This window comes from uncultured Arthrobacter sp., from assembly GCF_947493765.1.
Taxonomy (GTDB): Bacteria; Actinomycetota; Actinomycetes; order Actinomycetales; family Micrococcaceae; genus Arthrobacter_D.
This window is the reverse complement of the sequence record NZ_CANLSZ010000001.1, coordinates 541,792-558,255: the sequence shown is the minus strand read 5'-3', so window position 1 is coordinate 558,255 and position 16,464 is coordinate 541,792. Positions and strand designations below refer to the sequence as shown.

The following is a 16,464-nucleotide window of genomic DNA, read 5'->3' as shown; positions in this document are numbered from 1 at the left end:
ACCGGGCCCGAGCTGTGACATCCTGATCCAATGGTCTTGTACAAACAGTCGGAGAAGCTTCGCAATGTCCTCTACGACATCCGGGGCCCGCTGCTGGAACACGCGATGGCCATGGAGGCCCAGGGACACCGGATCCTGAAGCTCAACATCGGCAATCCCGCGCCGTTCGGCTTCGAGGCACCCGACGCGATCCTCGTGGACATGATCCGCAATCTGCCCAAGGCCCAGGGGTACAGCGATTCCCGCGGCATCTACTCGGCGCGGACCGCCGTCGTCCAGTACTACCAGGGCCGGGGCATCACCTCGATGGACGTCGACGACGTCTACCTGGGCAACGGGGTGAGCGAGCTGATCACCCTCGCCATGCAGGCACTCCTCGACGTCGGCGACGAGATCCTGATCCCCACGCCCGACTATCCGCTCTGGACGGCGTCCGTGGCGCTCGCCGGGGGCACCCCGGTGCACTACCTATGCGACGAGGACGACCACTGGTGGCCGGACCTCGAGGACATGGCCGCGAAGATCACCCCGAACACCAGGGGTATCGTCCTGATCAATCCGAACAACCCCACCGGGGCGGTCTACCCCCGCCCGGTCCTGGAGGGGATCGTCCGCCTAGCGCGCGAGCACGGGCTCATCCTGTTCGCGGACGAGATCTACGAGAAGATCCTGTACGACGACGCCGTGCACGTCAACGCGGCGTCCGTCGCCGGTGACGACGTCCTGTGCCTGACCTTCAGCGGCCTGTCGAAGGCCTACCGGATCGCAGGCTTCCGCAGCGGCTGGATGGCGATCACCGGACCGAAGCAGGACGCCGCCAATTATCTCGAGGGCATCAATCTGCTGGCCAACATGCGGCTCTGCGCCAATGTGCCGGCACAGCACGCCATCCAGACGGCGCTCGGCGGCTACCAGAGCATCGAGGACCTGATCCTGCCCGGCGGGCGCCTGCTGCAGCAGCGGAACCGGGCGGCCGAGCTCCTCAACGGCATCGACGGCGTGAGCTGCGAGGTGGCCCAGGGGGCCCTGTACCTGTTCCCGAGACTCGACCCCGAGGTCTATCCCATCCGGGACGACGAGAAGTTCGCCCTCGATCTGCTCAAGCAGCAGAAGATCCTGATCTCGCACGGCACCGCCTTCAACTGGGTGGCACCGGATCACTTCCGCATGGTGACCCTGCCCAGCGTCGAGGTCATCGAGGACGCCATCGGGCGCCTGGGCGACTTCCTCTCCACCTACAAGCCCTGACCGTCCCGGCCCTTCCCGTCCCAGCCCGCTCGGCCCACTCCAGGAGGACCCGTGAAGAAATCCGCAGACACGACAGCCGCCACGCGCCAACTCCTCATGGCGGGACCGGACTTCTCCCTCGCGGCGGTGGATTTACGTTCCACCCCGGGCTTCGACGGCGGCAAGAAGAAGGGCAAGGCGGCGCTGGCCGCCGGAGCGGAGCGGCTGTCGTCCCTCCAGGAGAAGCTCTTCGCCGAGAGCCGTGCCGGGGGCGAGGCCGCCGTCCTGCTCGTCCTGCAGGGCATGGACACCTCCGGCAAGGGCGGGATCGTGCGGCACGTGGTGGGCTCGGTGGAGCCGCAGGGCGTCTCGCACCATGCGTTCAAGGCGCCCACCCCCGAGGAACAGAAGCACAACTTCCTGTGGCGCATCCGGCGGGAGCTGCCGGCTCCGGGCATGATCGGCGTCTTCGACCGCTCCCACTACGAGGACGTGCTCATCCACCGGGTCCGGGGCCTGTCCTCCGGCGAAGCGGTGGAGAAGCGCTATGGGGAGATCCTCAAGTTCGAGGACACCGTGGTGTCCTCGGGGACCAGGGTACTGAAGGTCATGCTGCACATCAGCAAGGACGAGCAGAAGGAACGGCTCGCGGAGCGGCTGGACCGTAAGGACAAGTACTGGAAGTACAACCCGGGCGACGTCGACGAGCGCGCATACTGGGACGAGTACCAGGCGGCGTACCAGATCGCCGTGCAGCGGACGAGCACGGCCGATGCACCCTGGTTCGTGGTTCCCGCGGACCGCAAGTGGTATGCCCGACTCGCCGTGCAGCACCTGCTCACGGCGACCCTCGAGGAGATGGACCTGAGCTGGCCGACGGCGTCCTTCGACGTCGAGGCCGAGAAGAAGCGCCTCCAGGCAGGTTGATCCTCGCCTGAGTGCGCCCCCCGCGCCATGAGCTGAGAGGACAGGATGAGCGACGCACGCAGGAGGCAGCTCGGAGACTCCGACGCGCCCGTCGAGGACGAGCTGAAGGAGTCCTTCGACAAGACCATTGACGAGGGGGCCGAACGCCTCCACCGGACCTTGAGGACCATCCTGGTGACCGGCGTCTTCGGTGGCTTCGAGATAGGCCTCGGGATCATGGCCTATCTCGCCGTCCTGCACGAGACGGGGAACGAACTGCTGGCCGGGCTGGCCTTCGGCGTCGGGCTCGTGGCCCTCCTGCTCGCCCACAGTGAGCTGTTCACGGAGAACTTCCTGATGCCGGTGGGCGCCGTCATCGCCAGGGAGGGCAGCCTCGCGCAGCTGGCAAAGCTGTGGATCGGCACCCTGGTGGCGAATCTGGCCGGTGGCTGGGTCTTCGTCTGGATCATCATGCAGGCGTTCCCGCAGTGGTCGGCCACGGTGGGCGAGAGCGCCCACCATTACGTCGATGCACCGTTCTCCCTGCAGACGGTGGCGCTGGCCGTCCTGGGTGGCAGCACCATCACGCTCATGAGCCGCATGCAGCAGGGTACGGAGAACGACGTCGCCAAGATCGTCGCCACCATGATCGGCGGATTCCTGCTCGCCGGCCTGCAGCTCTTCCACTCCATCCTGGACTCGCTGCTCATCTTCGCGGCCATCCAGTCCGGAGCCGACATCGACTACGGGCAGTGGATCGGATGGTTCGGGTACACGCTGCTCTTCAACATGCTCGGCGGGCTCGTCCTCGTGACGCTCCTGAGGCTCGTGCGGACCAAGGAGCTCATCGAGGAGCGCCGTGACGACGCGCCCGAGGACGCCGAGGCCGTACGCGACGAGGGCTAGCGGCCGGGGCTACGCGTTCTCGGCTTTCTCGCGCGCGGCGGCCAGTCTGACCTTGGCGCCCTCGAGCCAGGCCTCGCAGCGGTCCGCGAGGGCCTCACCCCGCTCCCAGAGGGCCAGGGACTCCTCCAGACCCACGCCCCCGGCCTCGAGCCGCGAGACCACGAGGACGAGTTCCTCCCGCGCCCGCTCGTACGACAGCCCGCCCACGTCCGAGGCCTGCTGCTGATCGCTACTGTCCGTCATGCTGTTCTCCCTGTGTCGTCTGCTCCGCCGGGTGCCCGGTAACCGAGGCCGTGATCGAGGTGTTGATCGGGGCGGGGACCGCGCCGGTGCCCTCGCCTGTCACCGAGGCGGTACCCGCACCTGTGACGGCGTCGAACTGACCATCGGCCACCCGGACCCGGAGGGTCTCCCCGGGAGCCACCTCGGTCGGGCTCCTCACCACGTGCCCATCGGTCTGCTGCACCACGGCGTACCCGCGATCCAGCGTCTTCTGCGGCGAGAGGGAGCGCACCCGGTCCCGCAGGTGCCCGATCGCGTCCGCCTCCCGCTCCACCGTCGTCGTCGTGCTCCGGTGGGTGCGTGAGCGAAGCCGCTCCAGATCGGCCTCGCGCACCTCGATCATCCCTTCCGGTTTCGCCAGGGAGGGGCGTGAGCGCAGCACTGCCAGGCTCTCAGCCTCCCGATGGACCAGATTGCGGATGGCCCGCTCGAGGGCGGCCCGCGCCTGTCCTATCCTGCCGAGCTCCTCCGCGACGTCGGGGACCACGCGCTTCGCGGCGTCCGTGGGCGTGGAGGCGCGCAGATCGGCGACGTCGTCGAGCAGCGGACGGTCGGCCTCGTGCCCAATGGCGCTGACCACCGGCGTCGCGGCCAGGGCGACGGCGCGCACGAGCGATTCGTCGCTGAACGGCAGCAGGTCCTCGAGGGCCCCGCCGCCACGGGCGATGATGATGACGTCGACCCGTTCGTCGGCATCGAGCTCGCCGAGCGCCGCGCGGACCTGGGCCACGCTGTTCACGCCCTGCACGGCGACCTCGCGGACCTCGAACTCCACGGCCGGCCACCGCAGGGCGGCATTGCGCATCACGTCCTTCATCGCGTCGGAGTCACGGCCGGTGATCAGGCCGATCCGGTGGGGGAGCAGCGGCAGCGGCTTCTTGCTCGCGGCAGCGAAGAGACCCTCCGCCGCCAGGGCCTGGCGGAGCCGTTCGATGCGTGCCAGTAGATCACCGATCCCGACGGGCCGGATGTCGGTGGTCTGCATCGACAGGCGTCCGGTCTTGACCCAGAAGTCGGGCTTCAGCCGTGCCACCACGCGCGAGCCCCGCTCGGGCGGCGAGGCCAGGCGGTCCATCACCGAGCCGTAGACGGACAGGGAGAGAGACACCTCCGAATCGACGTCACGCAGCGTGATGTAGGACATGCTCGCCCGGCGCGTCAGCTCGATCACCTGACCCTCCACCCACGCGGCCGGAGCCCGCTCGATGTGCGCCTTGAGCTTCGCGGACAGCAGGCGCAGCGGCCAGGGCGTGTCGGGAGAGGTCTCGGCGGCCGTCGCCGGCACCGTCGTCGTTCCCGTGGCCGGGCCGGGTGGAGCGCCCGACGGCGTCCCCGTTCCCTCGCGTGTCATGGTGTCCTGTCCCGGGAGCTGCCCCGCTGTCCGTCCGTGAAGCTGACTCTCCATCTGTACCACTCCTCACCCCCGGCGACCTCCCGGCGGCGGCTATGTGGGCGTCGTGCCTGCCAGCGGCGGGTCCGGGCGGTACCGCCCAGCGGGACGGGGCATAATCGGCCGGGTAACCACCACCGAAGGAACCCATGCGGACTCTCGTCTCTGCCGTCCTGGCCCTGCTCGCCCTCGTCGCTGCCGCGGGAGGTCTGGCCTCGGCATGGGTGGACGGAAATCTCGTGGAGGAGTCCGGGTTCGTGGCGCTCGCCTCGCCGCTGTCCGAGGACGCCGAGTTCCAGGCCGCGCTCACGGATTCGCTGGTGGAGGAGGCGACGAGCGCAGGGAATCTTCCCGACCAGGTGGTCTCGTTCCTCGAACCCCTCGTCCGCGACGCCGTGACCGCGGTGACCGAGACCTCGGGCTACCCCGCGGCCTGGGACCGGACGCTGCGGATCTCGCATGCCATGACCTTCGCCCAGGCCCCGGATCCCGCCGAACCCGCTCCCGCCGTCATCACCCTCGATCTAGCGCCCGTCATCGGACTCGTGACCGAGAGCCTGGCCGGCGGTCTCGGTGTGGACATCCCCACCCCGGAGGACACCACCGTCGAGGTCGGCTCCTTGGAACGCGGCGGCATGCTGAGCTGGGTGGCCGACGCCGTCACGGCCTGGCCGCTCTACCTCACGATCGCGGGGGTGCTGGGCGTGCTCGCCCTGCTGATCGCCCGCCGGCACGGCACCACCCTGGCGCTCCTCGGGCTCGGCGTCGCGGTGATCGGCGCCCTCGCGTTGCTGGCGGGTCGGCTGATCCCGCAGTGGGCAGGCGGGGCACCGGGCCTGGGCGCGGTCGCCGACGTCTTCGTCCACGGGCTCGCGGGACGGGCCGGAGCGGACATCGCCGAGGCCGGCCTGCCGGTGCTCGTGGCCGGACTCATGGCACTGGCGATCGGCGTCGCCGCGCGACTGGCCTTCGGACGACGGCGCAGGAGGTTCCGCTGAGGTCCGGCCAGGGGCTCGGCACCTGAAGCCCGGTCACGGGCCGGTACTCGAAGGTCGGCTCCGGGGTCGACTCTGAGCTTCAGGAGCGCCCGGATCCACGGGGCCGCCGACGCCGACCGGGTAGGATCGGTCTCATGACCAGTACCACCGTTCAGGTCCCCATGCCCACCATTCCGCGCCGCCGCCGCACTCCCGAGGACGTGCTGTCAGCCGCGCCGGTCACCGGGAACAAGCGGGTCCTGCTGGCGGCGCCCCGCGGGTACTGCGCCGGCGTCGACCGTGCGGTGATCGCCGTCGAGAAGGCCCTGGAGCACTACGGGCCGCCGGTCTACGTGCGCAAGCAGATCGTGCACAATCTGCACGTCGTCTCCACCCTGGAGGCCCAGGGCGCCATCTTCGTCGACGAGACCGACGAGGTGCCCGAGGGTGCGCTCGTGGTCTTCTCCGCGCACGGTGTCTCTCCCGCCGTCGTGCAATCCGCCGAGGACCGCGGCCTGCGCACCATCGACGCCACCTGCCCCCTCGTCACCAAGGTGCACAAGGAGGCCCAGCGCTTCGCGCGCGACGACTTCGACATCCTCCTGATCGGTCACGAGGACCACGAGGAGGTCGAGGGGACCGCGGGCGAGGCACCCGAGCACATCCAGATCGTCAACGGCCCCGAGGACGTCGACAAGGTGCAGGTGCGCGACCCGGAGCGGCTCATCTGGCTGTCGCAGACCACGCTCAGCGTCGACGAGACCATGCTGACGGTCAATCTGCTCAGGGAGCGCTTCCCCACACTGCAGGATCCGCCGAGCGACGACATCTGCTACGCCACGTCCAACCGCCAGGCCGCGATCAAGAAGATCGCCCCCGGGTCGGACCTGGTGATCGTGGTGGGGTCGGCGAACTCCTCCAACTCCGTGCGCCTCGTCGAGGTGGCCCTGGAGTACGGGGCGAAGGCCGCGCACCGCGTCGACTTCGCCAACGAGGTGGACGAGTCCTGGTTCGAGGGCGTCGCCACGATCGGGATCTCCTCGGGTGCCTCCGTGCCGGAGAATCTGGTGCAGGACGTCCTGCGGCTCCTGGCCGAGTACGGCTACGGGGATGTCGAGGAAGTGGTGACGGCGCAGGAGGACATCATCTTCTCCCTGCCCAAGGAGATCCGCGCCGCGCTGAAGGCCATGGGTGATCCGTCCGAGGGACGCGGCGGCCGCGGGCAGCTGCAGGACCGCGGTTCGCTGAACTGAGGCTCGCGAGGTGGCCCGCAGAGGACCACGCGTGCGTCACCTGATGTCGGCCTCTCGAACGCAGGGGTGTCGGCGCGAGGCAGTTGTTGCCTCCTGCTCGGCGGTAATCGGGGATGGCCCGCGCCCTGGATCCATGCCGTCTCCTTCCATCGGAGACGGAGTATCGGAGACCGTGGCGCCCTGAGCTAGCCCGCGGTGCCGTCGAGCAGTTCGTGCGCGGTGAGCGAGCGCGGCGTCGCGTCGATCGAGCCCGCCGGCTCCACAGCTGCGCGCGGAGCCCCGGCCCGCTGGGCGCGGGCCGCGCCGATCGCGCTGACGTCGGCGCCCGCGGTCCCCGGCAGCGCCCCGTCGGCCGCGGCGTCGACCACGTCGAGGGATGCGGAGTCGAACGCCCCGATGCGCCGCGCCGTCGGCAGTACGCGCGATTCCAAGGCCCCGACGAAGGAGTTGTAGCGCTCCACCGAGGTCTTCAGCGATGACCCGAGCTTGGTCACGTGCCCGCCCATGGTCCCCAAACGCTCGTACAGCTGCTTGGAGAGATCGAAGAGTTCGCGTGCGTTGTCGGTCAGGACGGCCTGCCGCCAGCTGAACGCCGCCCCCTTGAGGATGCCCAGCAGCGAGACCGGCGAGGCCAGTGCCACGCTGCGGGAGAAGGCGTAGTCGAGCAGTTCGGGATCGGCACGCAGGGCTTCCGAGAGGATGGACTCGACCGGGATGAAGCAGATGACCAGTTCGGGGGAGTTGGTGGCGCCCTCCCAGTACTTCTTGCGGGCCAGGGCGTCGACGTGTGCGCGCAGGGCCTTGCCGTGCTGCTTCAGCAGCTCCGCGCGCTGCGCCTCCAGGCCCCGATCGGACGTGGCCCCGTGCGGAGCGTCCGCTCCGTCTCCCGCCCGCGTCAGTTCCTGGGCTGCGAGGAACGCGCTCAGGGGGACCTTGGCGTCGATGACGAGCTGCTTGTCGCCCGGGAGCTGGACCACCATGTCGGGCCGGGCGCGGTCGGCGTCGTCCGTCGCGGTGAAGGACACCTGCTCCAGGAAGTCGACGCGGGAGAGCATGCCCGCCGCCTCCACCACGCGCCGCAGCTGCACCTCGCCCCACTGGCCGCGTGCGCTGGTGCTGCGCAGGGCACCGGCGAGGGCGTGCGTGGTGGAGAGCAGTCGCGCGTCGGACAGGCGTGCCTCGTCGAGCTGCTGCGCCAGCTGCCCGTACTGCTCCACGCGGTCGCGCTCGAGCAGGCCCACCTGCCGCTGCACCTGCGTGAGCTTCTCGGCCACCGGTGCGAGGGCGCGCAGCACGTCGTTCTCGGTCGAGGTCTTGCCGGTCAGCTCGCGATTGTGCTGCTGCAGCAGGTCGCGCTGAGCGGAGGCCGCGGCCAGCTCCGTCGTCGCCCGCCCCAGGCGCGCGGCGGCGTCGTCGAGCTCGGAGCGCAGGTCGGTGCTGCGTGTGCGGAGAGAGCGCCAGATCAGCGCGGCCCCGAGAGCGCAGCCGAGGATGAACGCGAGGATGACGAGGAGGACGGCCGTGGTGCTCATGCCCACACTGTCGCAGGAACCTCCGACAATCAGCGGTACCGACACCTACCCGGTGGCGCCTGGTCGCTCGCGACTCGCCCGGTAGACTTGTCTCCCGTGGCTCTTACTATCGGCATCGTCGGACTGCCCAACGTCGGCAAATCAACCCTCTTCAACGCGCTGACGCGCAACAACGTGCTGGCGGCGAATTATCCGTTCGCCACGATCGAGCCGAACGTCGGCGTGGTCAATCTGCCCGATCCCCGCCTCGCGCAGCTCGCCGAGGTCTTCGGGTCCAAGCAGATCCTGCCGGCCACCGTGTCCTTCGTGGACATCGCGGGCATCGTCAAGGGCGCGTCAGAGGGGGAGGGGCTCGGCAACCAGTTCCTCGCCAACATCCGCGAGGCCGAGGCGATCGCCCAGGTGATCCGTGTGTTCGACGATCCCGACGTGATCCACGTGGACGGCAAGGTGGATCCGCGCTCCGACATGGAGACCATCAACACCGAGCTGATCCTCGCCGATCTGCAGACGCTGGAGAAGGCCATCCCGCGCGTGGAGAAGGAAGTGAAGATCAAGAAGCGCGAGGCTGCGCAGCTGACCGCGATGCAGGCCGTCCAATCGGTGCTGGAGCGCGGCGACACGATCTTCTCCTCGATCGCGAGCGACAAGCTCGAGATGGGGCACCTGCGCGAGCTCAGTCTGCTCACCGCCAAGCCCTTCATCTACGTGTTCAACGTGGACGACGCGGTACTCGGAAATCCGGAGCGCCAGGAGGAGCTGCGTGCGCTCGTGGTTCCGGCCGATGCCATCTTCCTCGACGCCAAGCTCGAAGCGGATCTCGTGGAGCTCGACGAGGCCGAGGCCCGGGAGATGCTCGAAATGAGCGGCCAGGAGCAGTCCGGGCTCGACCAGCTGGCCCACGTGGGCTTCCACACCCTCGGCCTGCAGACGTATCTGACGGCCGGTCCGAAGGAGAGCCGTGCCTGGACGGTGAAGAAGGGTGCGACGGCGCCCGAGGCCGCGGGCGTCATCCACTCCGACTTCCAGCGGGGTTTTATCAAGGCCGAGGTGGTGTCCTTCGAGGACCTGGTCGACGCCGGCTCCATGAGCGAGGCGAAGAGCCGAGGCAAGGTGCGCATCGAGGGCAAGGAGTACGTCATGTCCGACGGCGACGTGGTGGAGTTCCGATTTAACGTCTAGAACCTTCGCCCGAATGACTAGAAACGCAGCCCTTGTAACCCTGAGGGCGGCATCGTATTCATCATGAGCCGGGTCTGCTGCACCGATCGGTGACACGCTGACCTGACCCATGGTTTGGCTCCCATCACACCTCGCTAGCTGATGGTTCTAGTTGTAGCGTTGGCGTGTGATTACCTTTCCGGACGGCACTGTTGTTCCTGCTCTGGGGCAGGGAACATGGAACCTGGGTGACTCTCCTGCCGGCCGGAACGCTGAGATCAGGGCGCTGCGTACAGGTATTGATCTGGGCCTGACCGTGATCGATACCGCTGAAATGTACGGTAGTGGGCGCAGTGAGGACCTTGTCGGAGAAGCCATCAGGGGTAGGCGCGATGAGGTTTTCCTGGTGAGCAAGGTCCTACCCTCGAACGCCTCCGCAGCAGGGACGATCGAGGCCTGTCATGCAAGCCTGGACCGTCTAGGTACTGACTGCCTGGACCTGTATCTCCTGCATTGGCGGGGGAGGTTCCCATTCGAGGAGACCGTCGCTGCGTTCGAGTCCCTTATTGCCGAGGGCTCGATCCGTGCGTGGGGTGTGAGTAATCTCGACACCGACGAGCTCCGGAGTTTGCCTGAGGGGTGCCAGACCGATCAGGTGCTCTACAACCTGACCCGGCGCGGTCCGGAGTTCGACCTGATGCCATGGTGTGCTTCGACGAAGATGCCCGTCATGGCCTATTCGCCTGTGGAGCAGGGACGACTGCTCGGCAACCCGGATCTGACACAGATCGCCTGCGAGCTTGGCGCGACGCCCGCGCAGGTCGCTCTGGCGTGGACGATGCGCACCAGCAGCGTGCTCGCAATCCCGAAGGCTTCAACTGCCGAGCATGTGCTCGAGAACGCCACCGCCCGCGACCTTCACCTCAGCGACACCGATCTCGAGCGCCTCGATCGCGCTTTCCCGCCGCCGGCACGCGCAGAACCCCTCGAAATGCTTTGACGCCCGTTGGCTTCGGGATCACCGCCAACCCGGCCGCTTGGGGGTGGTGCCGCGGAGTGCCTTCAAGGAGCGCCTCTTTTCATCAGCGCGTAGCACGGGCGCTACGATAGGGGAGTGAGCACTATCGGACCGCAGGTCGAAAGCTTGTCACAGCGCGAGCTCCGCAACGAGTCTGGCCGGGTACTCCGCGCGGTCAGCGAGGGCCACTCCTTCGTCCTGACCAACAGCGGGGTGCCTGTGGGGCGGATCGTGCCACTCGATGCGCCCGCTGCCACCTTGCCTATCGCTCGGCCGACCCGCCGCGAGGGTGGCTGGAGGGCACTGGCTGTCGAACGCAAGACCTCGGAGCACAGTCTCACCGAGATCCTCGACGACCTGCGCGGCGACCGGTGACCAGCCGCCCGGTCATCTACGTCGACACCTCCGCTCTGGCTGCACTGTTGATCGACCAGCCTGAGAGCCCGGCACTCCTGGATTGGCTGGACCAGACGCGCGCCGACCTCGTCTCCACCGACCTGCTCGAGACCGAGCTGCGCCGCGTTGCGGTGCGGGAGGGACTCGCTCAGTCCGACGTGACTCGTCTTCTCGACGGCATCGGGCTTGCAGCGCTTGACAGGGCCGTCTACCGCAGCGCCAGCTTCCTGCCAATGCCGTATCTGCGCACCCTTGACGCTCTGCATCTGGAGGCGGCGATGCGGCTCGATGTATCGGCGATCCTCACCTATGACCACAGGCTCGGAGAGGCCGCGCGGTCTGCAGGTTTTGATGTCATCGCCCCCGGAACGACGAACACGCGCTGAACGAATTGACCAGTGCAGGAGGAGATATCTGATGCCACCCAGAATCATTCGAGGGCTTGACGAGTCCGTGAAAGCTCGACTTGCCGCACGTCGTCGAGATCCATCTCATCGTCGTCGATCGGGCCGTGCACGGCTCGGGTGTTGGCAGCGCAATGCTCACTGCGATCGAGGCGGATGCGATAGGTCGCGGGGTGAAGCTCCCGGAGGTGAAGACTTTGGGACCATCCCATCCGGATGAAGGATATGCGCGGACCCGGCACTTCTACGAGAAATGGGGCTTCCTTCCCCTCGAGGAGACAGACCTGCGGGGTGAGGCAAACCGGCGTTCTGATCATGGTGAAGCGGAGCCGGAGGAGTCGCCCGCCGAAGCAGTGGTGCGTGAGGTCCTCGAGGAGACGGGTCGTCGGACGCGCGTCGTGCGTGACCTCGGCGTCGAACGGTACGACGCGTGGCCTTCCAAGGACGAGGTGCATGAGCGTCGTTTCTTCCAGCTCGAATCGATCGACGAGCTGATCCTCGATCGCTGGAGTGCAGGCGAGGACCATCCATCCGACGGCGGCGCGACGCAACGCTGGACCTGCCGGGTCGAATCCGCAGACATTGCCGCCCCCACCCCTCCGGGTCGGTAGTTTCTGCGGTCTCGGCGGAGGCGGCGGTCATCGGGCGGATCGACGGGGTCAGCTCTAACTTCTGCCGAGGCCGAGTGCCACAGGATGGTCGCGGTCCAGGCAGCACCGACACCTGTAGCGCCGTCGATGTCCCACCGCGGAGGATGGAAGAATTCTGGCGCCCAATTGTTGAAGCCCAGTACCGGCTTCCGCCAGCGGTCGTCAGCCAGCCACGGCAAGCGAACAGCACGGCAACATCAGATCCGACACTTCACCGAAAGGTCGTCACCATGGTCCAGTCGCACACAGTCAGCACCGCGGAAGAGCTGCAGGACGCGCTCACGGACGGCGCACAGGACATCGAGGTCTCCGGCACCATCTCCGGCATCCCGCGCGTCGTGCTTCCCGCCGGCGCCTGGCTGCACGGCGGCCGCCTCGAATTCGGGTCCAAGGGCGTCCTGCTCACGCAGGACAACACGCTCGAGGACATCGAGATCGCCGTGCCCGAACACGAGATCGCCGTCTATGCCGACGTCACCCGGTCCGACTGGGGCACGCTCACCCTGCGCAACGTGACCACGGTGGGGCAGGTCGCGATCGTCGCCACGGAGGCCGTCCGCTCCGGCCACATCGCCATCGATGCGCTGACCGTCACAGCGGCGGACGTCCGCGGCCGCACCGATCGCCCGCGCGGCTTCGGCGTCGAAGCGATGCAGGGCGGTCTGACGGTCTGGAACCGCCAGCCCGACGCCGACGTCGAGCTCACGGCCGAGATCACGAATGTGACCGTGGGCTCCGAGGAGAGCCCGGTACGCGGCAGCGGCGTCTTCGTCGGCGGGCACGGGACGGACGACGGCAAGGCCTCAGGCGGCACCCTGAGGATGACGAAGCTCACCACGGGGGAGGTCTACACCGACGGCGGTATCGCCGCCGGTGCAGCGGATCTGATCAGCGGCGGGGTCTTCGTCATCAGTGGGGCCATCGTCGACCAGGTGACGAATCACGGACCCGTGACGACGCTCGGCCAGAACGACATGGTGCTCGACAACTGGGGTGATGTGCGTTCCTGGACGGCCGAGCAGCAGATCACCTCCCACGGCCCCAGCGGCATCGGCTTCGTCAACTTCAGCGACATCGGGACACTGGAGATCAAGGCTCCGGTCCGGACCCACGGCAAAGGCGCTCGCGGATTCAACCTCTACGACGGCTCCCTCGAGGAGGCGATCTTCGAGTCCATCGAGACCTACGCGGACGGGTCGATCGGCGTGCAACTGTCCCGTCCGCTGCCGCGGCTGACCATCAGGAAGGACCTGACGACCCAGGGCGGCGAGGGGACGAGCCTGGTCAAGGGCGTCCAGATGACCCTCAAGGCCGTTGCATGACCCTCAAGGCCGTTGCGCTGAGCATCAAGTCCGGTGGCGCCGTGGACGAGATACGCGTTGGCGGTGCCATCGCCACCCAGGGCGACGACGTCGTCTCCGTCGAACTCGCGGACAGCGTGGGCCTGTGGGACGTGGCCGGCGGGATCCACGCGAGCGGGGACAGGTCCGACGGCGTCCACTTCACCTCGCCCGGCGCAGCACCCTCCGGTGTCGACATCAGGGCCGACCGCGGGAAGGGCGTCGCCGAGGGGATCTCCTAGCCGTCGGTCGGCGGGACGGAGCCTTCCACGACGCCGCAGGCAAGGCGGTCGCCGGCGTCGCCGGCGCTAGTGGTGTCGTCGTCGGGACCGTCGGCGGCATACCGCTCCGGGATGTTGGCGAAGTTGTCGGGCTCGGAGTGGATCATCACCGCCGCGCCGTCCGCATCCATCAGCACGGACTCATCGAGTCGATCCGTGGCCACGGTCATGGTTGCCGTACCGTCCTGACCCACCAGCAGCGGGGGAAGGTCGCCCGCGTGCTCAGGATGATCGGCGCTGTCCCCGGGAATGTGGCCGCCAGAGGACTTGAAGGCTCCGGTGTCACTGGGGTCGTCAGGGGCCGCACTGTCGGCCGCACACTCGCCGATCTCGTGGACATGCAGACCGTAGAACCCGGGCTCCAGTCCCTCGGCCGACACGGATACCACGACAGAACCGTCGGCCTCCGTGAACGCCACCTCGCCCCGTGGTTGGCCGTCGACGTCGGCGAGAGCGGCCCGCGCGAGGACCGCGGCGTCGTCCGCGGTCGCCTCGGCTGCGGCATCGGTGACGGGTGCTCCGGCGTTCTCCGTCACGGGTGCGTCAGCGCTGTCGTCGGCACTGCACGCGGACAAGCCGAGGGCAAGGCCGAGGGCCAGGACAGAGATGGTTGATGTGACGCGCTTTTGTCCACGAGTGCGCCGGTCCTCATACCTGCTGGAAGCCTTCATCGCTGTCCTTCCTCGGAAGCCGGGACCCATCGGCTGCCTCCGTGATCGAGGCGGTATGCGATGAGCGGAGCTGGTGACGTGCGCTCTCCACACTAGGCGGGCCGACGGGTCCCGAGAAGAGCCACCGCGCGGTACAGAAACGGATGTACCATTGGGGCGTGGAAACCCTTGCGTCGTCGTCGGTCCTCGCCCGCTTCGGATACGCCCTCTCGGACCCGACCCGCTCGCGGGTACTGCTGGCCCTGCGGGACGCACCGTCGTACCCGAGCGATCTCGCCGAGTTGGCCGGCGTGAGTCGCCAGAGTCTGTCGAACCACCTGAGTTGCCTGCGCGGATGCGGGCTCGTGGTGGCCGTGCCCGAGGGGCGCCGGGTCCGCTACGAACTGGCGGACCGGAAGCTGGGGGAGGCCCTGACAGCCCTGCTCGACGTCGTGGCCGTGGTGGGCCCTGACTGTGACTGTCCCGCCGACGCCCATGATGCCGGAAGGGCCTGCTGCTGATGGCATCCACCCTCGCGAAGGCGACACCGACCCTCGAGCGGCGCACAGTGCTGACCCGACGCATCCGCCTCTTCGTCGCGGCGACCATCACCTACAACGTCATCGAGGCCGTCGTCGCGATCAGCGCCGGCACCATCGCCTCCTCCAGCGCACTCGTCGGCTTCGGGCTGGACTCGATCGTGGAGGTCCTCTCCGCGGCAGCGGTGGCGTGGCAGTTCGCGGGCCGCGACCCGGAGGCGCGGGAACGGACGGCCCTCCGGCTGATCGCCTTCTCGTTCTTCGGCCTCGCCGCGTTCGTGACCCTCGACGCCGTGCGCGCGCTCCTCGGGGCTGCCGAGCCCCAGCACTCCCCCGTGGGGATCGTCCTGGCCGCCGTCAGCCTGATGGTGATGCCGTTCCTCTCCTGGGCCCAGCGCAGGGCCGGCCGCGAACTCGGCTCCCGATCCGCCGTCGCCGATTCCAAGCAGACCCTCCTGTGCACGTATCTCTCCGGCGTGCTACTGGGCGGGCTCCTGCTCAACAGTCTGTTCGGCTGGTCCTGGGCGGATCCGCTCGCGGCCCTGGTCATTGCCGCCGTGGCCGTGAAGGAGGGCAGGGATGCGTGGCGGGGGGACGCCTGCTGCGCTCCCGCCCCCGGAAACTTCGCTGCTCCCGCGCCCGTTGGACAGGCGGACGGCAGCAAAGCATCCGCGCCGGATGCGTGCTGCACCGGCAGCGCACCCTGCGCCTGCTGCCAGGACCACTGACCGACGTCGAGCACGGCTCGAAGCACGCCATCCGACCCGTACGGCGCACGATCGCCGCGACCCAGAGGAGATCCACCCGTGTCCACCCCCGCCAAAGGCCTGAGCCTGCCGAACCGCATAGCGATCGGTCTGCTCCTCGCTGCCGCCCTGATCGCGGGTGTGGTGATCATCCTCAGCAATCTCGGCTCGGACGAACCAGAGGCTGCGGACCCGGCGGCAGCGCGGACGCCGGTGGTGCGCCAGGACAGCCACCGGTTGTCCCAGGCCCCCGAGGAGAAGGCCGTCCTCGTGGAGTTCCTCGACTTCGAGTGCGAGATCTGCCTCGAGGCGTATCCGCTCGTCGAGGACCTCACGGCCGAGTACGGTGAGAATCTCACCGTGGTGGCCCGGTACTTCCCCCTGCCGGGGCATCCCAACTCCGAGACGTCGGCGCTCGCCGTCGAGGCAGCGGCGCAGCAGGGCAGGTTCGACGAGATGCACTCCCTGATGTACGAGAAGCAGCCCGAGTGGGCGCACACCCCCGACTCCCGGGCCGATACCTTCCGTGAGTACGCGCTCTCGCTCGATCTCGACATGGACGCCTACGACGCGGCGGTCGCGGATCCGGCCACCTTGGAGCGTGTCAACAGGGACAAGGCGGACGGACTCGCCCTGGACGTCGAGGGGACCCCCACGTTCTTCCTCGAGGGGCGGAAGATCCAGCCCTCCAGCCAGGCGGAGTTCCGCAGCCTGATCGAGACCGCCATCGCCGACTGACGCCGTCGCCCGGAGATCCGGGGCGACGGCGGGAGGAGATACGGCAGTCGGAGGCGTGGTAGTTGAAG

General features: G+C 68.3%; 19 protein-coding genes. 15 read left to right on the top strand and 4 right to left on the bottom strand.

Annotation, left to right across the window (positions count from 1 at the left end):
- Window positions 1-30: 30 nt before the first annotated feature.
- From Q0747_RS02585 to Q0747_RS02575, 3 genes are all read left to right on the top strand, one after another.
- Window positions 31-1,248, top strand: a complete 1,218-nt coding sequence (locus Q0747_RS02585; RefSeq protein WP_298251682.1) for a pyridoxal phosphate-dependent aminotransferase — start codon at window positions 31-33, stop codon at window positions 1,246-1,248.
- Between the two features lie 96 nt (window positions 1,249-1,344).
- Window positions 1,345-2,154 (top strand): PPK2 family polyphosphate kinase, encoded by an 810-nt coding sequence (locus tag Q0747_RS02580; protein WP_298251761.1) that lies wholly within the window; start codon window positions 1,345-1,347, stop codon window positions 2,152-2,154.
- Window positions 2,155-2,199: 45 nt separating this feature from the next.
- Entirely contained in the window at window positions 2,200-3,039 is an 840-nt protein-coding gene (locus tag Q0747_RS02575) for a formate/nitrite transporter family protein (protein ID WP_298251681.1), read from the top strand.
- A 9-nt stretch (window positions 3,040-3,048) separates the two neighbouring features.
- Here Q0747_RS02575 and Q0747_RS02570 read toward each other — a convergent pair whose 3' ends face one another.
- Both Q0747_RS02570 and xseA read right to left on the bottom strand, forming a co-directional pair.
- Complete coding sequence (locus Q0747_RS02570) at window positions 3,049-3,282, bottom strand: exodeoxyribonuclease VII small subunit (protein WP_298251680.1); 234 nt, start codon at window positions 3,280-3,282, stop codon at window positions 3,049-3,051.
- Window positions 3,269-4,672, bottom strand: a complete 1,404-nt coding sequence (xseA, locus tag Q0747_RS02565) for an exodeoxyribonuclease VII large subunit (protein WP_298251679.1) — start codon at window positions 4,670-4,672, stop codon at window positions 3,269-3,271. Before xseA ends, Q0747_RS02570 begins: the two co-directional genes overlap by 14 nt.
- A 188-nt stretch (window positions 4,673-4,860) precedes the next feature.
- Here xseA and Q0747_RS02560 point away from each other — a divergent pair, with 188 nt between their 5' ends.
- Both Q0747_RS02560 and Q0747_RS02555 read left to right on the top strand, forming a co-directional pair.
- Window positions 4,861-5,709 (top strand): hypothetical protein, encoded by an 849-nt coding sequence (locus Q0747_RS02560; RefSeq protein WP_298251678.1) that lies wholly within the window; start codon window positions 4,861-4,863, stop codon window positions 5,707-5,709.
- A gap of 134 nt (window positions 5,710-5,843) precedes the next feature.
- Window positions 5,844-6,941 (top strand): 4-hydroxy-3-methylbut-2-enyl diphosphate reductase, encoded by a 1,098-nt coding sequence (locus Q0747_RS02555; protein ID WP_298251677.1) that lies wholly within the window; start codon window positions 5,844-5,846, stop codon window positions 6,939-6,941.
- 185 nt (window positions 6,942-7,126) lie between these two features.
- On the opposite strand, the gene rmuC is transcribed toward Q0747_RS02555, so the two are convergent.
- Window positions 7,127-8,473: a DNA recombination protein RmuC gene (gene rmuC, locus Q0747_RS02550; RefSeq protein ID WP_298251676.1), complete on the bottom strand. Its 1,347-nt coding sequence runs from the start codon at window positions 8,471-8,473 to the stop codon at window positions 7,127-7,129.
- Between the two features lie 96 nt (window positions 8,474-8,569).
- Between rmuC and ychF the strand changes: the two genes are divergently transcribed.
- From ychF to Q0747_RS02515, 7 genes are all read left to right on the top strand, one after another.
- On the top strand, window positions 8,570-9,655 hold the full coding sequence (gene ychF, locus Q0747_RS02545) for a redox-regulated ATPase YchF (protein WP_298251675.1): 1,086 nt from the start codon (window positions 8,570-8,572) through the stop codon (window positions 9,653-9,655).
- A 166-nt stretch (window positions 9,656-9,821) separates the two neighbouring features.
- Window positions 9,822-10,634, top strand: coding sequence for an aldo/keto reductase (locus tag Q0747_RS02540; RefSeq protein WP_298251674.1), 813 nt, complete (start codon window positions 9,822-9,824; stop codon window positions 10,632-10,634).
- 114 nt (window positions 10,635-10,748) lie between these two features.
- Window positions 10,749-11,027 carry a type II toxin-antitoxin system Phd/YefM family antitoxin gene (locus tag Q0747_RS02535; RefSeq protein ID WP_298251673.1) on the top strand — a complete coding sequence of 93 codons (279 nt, stop codon included), beginning with the start codon at window positions 10,749-10,751 and terminating at the stop codon, window positions 11,025-11,027.
- Entirely contained in the window at window positions 11,024-11,434 is a 411-nt protein-coding gene (locus Q0747_RS02530; protein ID WP_298251672.1) for a type II toxin-antitoxin system VapC family toxin, read from the top strand. The genes Q0747_RS02535 and Q0747_RS02530 overlap by 4 nt, the downstream gene beginning before the upstream one ends.
- 80 nt (window positions 11,435-11,514) lie before the next feature.
- Window positions 11,515-12,063 carry a GNAT family N-acetyltransferase gene (locus tag Q0747_RS02525; protein ID WP_298251671.1) on the top strand — a complete coding sequence of 183 codons (549 nt, stop codon included), beginning with the start codon at window positions 11,515-11,517 and terminating at the stop codon, window positions 12,061-12,063.
- 269 nt (window positions 12,064-12,332) lie between these two features.
- Entirely contained in the window at window positions 12,333-13,424 is a 1,092-nt protein-coding gene (locus Q0747_RS02520) for a hypothetical protein (protein WP_298251670.1), read from the top strand.
- Window positions 13,421-13,684 (top strand): hypothetical protein, encoded by a 264-nt coding sequence (locus Q0747_RS02515; protein ID WP_298251669.1) that lies wholly within the window; start codon window positions 13,421-13,423, stop codon window positions 13,682-13,684. The genes Q0747_RS02520 and Q0747_RS02515 overlap by 4 nt, the downstream gene beginning before the upstream one ends.
- Here the strand turns inward: Q0747_RS02515 and Q0747_RS02510 are convergent.
- On the bottom strand, window positions 13,681-14,259 hold the full coding sequence (locus Q0747_RS02510) for a superoxide dismutase family protein (protein WP_298251668.1): 579 nt from the start codon (window positions 14,257-14,259) through the stop codon (window positions 13,681-13,683). The two genes, Q0747_RS02515 and Q0747_RS02510, sit on opposite strands and share 4 nt — an antisense overlap.
- Before the next feature lie 293 nt (window positions 14,260-14,552).
- Here Q0747_RS02510 and Q0747_RS02505 point away from each other — a divergent pair, with 293 nt between their 5' ends.
- The 3 genes from Q0747_RS02505 to Q0747_RS02495 all read left to right on the top strand — a co-directional run bounded on the left by Q0747_RS02505 (window position 14,553) and on the right by Q0747_RS02495 (window position 16,396).
- A complete protein-coding gene (locus Q0747_RS02505) occupies window positions 14,553-14,894 on the top strand; it encodes a helix-turn-helix transcriptional regulator (RefSeq protein ID WP_298251667.1) in 342 nt (113 codons plus the stop codon).
- A complete protein-coding gene (locus Q0747_RS02500; RefSeq protein ID WP_298251666.1) occupies window positions 14,894-15,640 on the top strand; it encodes a cation transporter in 747 nt (248 codons plus the stop codon). The genes Q0747_RS02505 and Q0747_RS02500 overlap by 1 nt, the downstream gene beginning before the upstream one ends.
- A gap of 78 nt (window positions 15,641-15,718) precedes the next feature.
- Entirely contained in the window at window positions 15,719-16,396 is a 678-nt protein-coding gene (locus Q0747_RS02495) for a thioredoxin domain-containing protein (protein ID WP_298251665.1), read from the top strand.
- Window positions 16,397-16,464 lie beyond the last annotated feature (68 nt).

What these genes read in the sequence shown, in the direction of transcription:
- Q0747_RS02585 (WP_298251682.1), top strand. Translation starts at nt 31, where the DNA reads ATGGTCTTGTACAAACAGTCGGAGAAGCTTCGCAATGTCCTCTACGAC.
- Q0747_RS02580 (WP_298251761.1), top strand. Translation starts at nt 1,345, where the DNA reads ATGGCGGGACCGGACTTCTCCCTCGCGGCGGTGGATTTACGTTCCACC.
- Q0747_RS02575 (WP_298251681.1), top strand. Translation starts at nt 2,200, where the DNA reads ATGAGCGACGCACGCAGGAGGCAGCTCGGAGACTCCGACGCGCCCGTC.
- Q0747_RS02570 (WP_298251680.1), bottom strand. Translation starts at nt 3,282, where the DNA reads ATGACGGACAGTAGCGATCAGCAGCAGGCCTCGGACGTGGGCGGGCTG.
- xseA (WP_298251679.1), bottom strand. Translation starts at nt 4,672, where the DNA reads ATGACACGCGAGGGAACGGGGACGCCGTCGGGCGCTCCACCCGGCCCG.
- Q0747_RS02560 (WP_298251678.1), top strand. Translation starts at nt 4,861, where the DNA reads ATGCGGACTCTCGTCTCTGCCGTCCTGGCCCTGCTCGCCCTCGTCGCT.
- Q0747_RS02555 (WP_298251677.1), top strand. Translation starts at nt 5,844, where the DNA reads ATGACCAGTACCACCGTTCAGGTCCCCATGCCCACCATTCCGCGCCGC.
- rmuC (WP_298251676.1), bottom strand. Translation starts at nt 8,473, where the DNA reads ATGAGCACCACGGCCGTCCTCCTCGTCATCCTCGCGTTCATCCTCGGC.
- Q0747_RS02520 (WP_298251670.1), top strand. Translation starts at nt 12,333, where the DNA reads ATGGTCCAGTCGCACACAGTCAGCACCGCGGAAGAGCTGCAGGACGCG.
- Q0747_RS02515 (WP_298251669.1), top strand. Translation starts at nt 13,421, where the DNA reads ATGACCCTCAAGGCCGTTGCGCTGAGCATCAAGTCCGGTGGCGCCGTG.
- Q0747_RS02500 (WP_298251666.1), top strand. Translation starts at nt 14,894, where the DNA reads ATGGCATCCACCCTCGCGAAGGCGACACCGACCCTCGAGCGGCGCACA.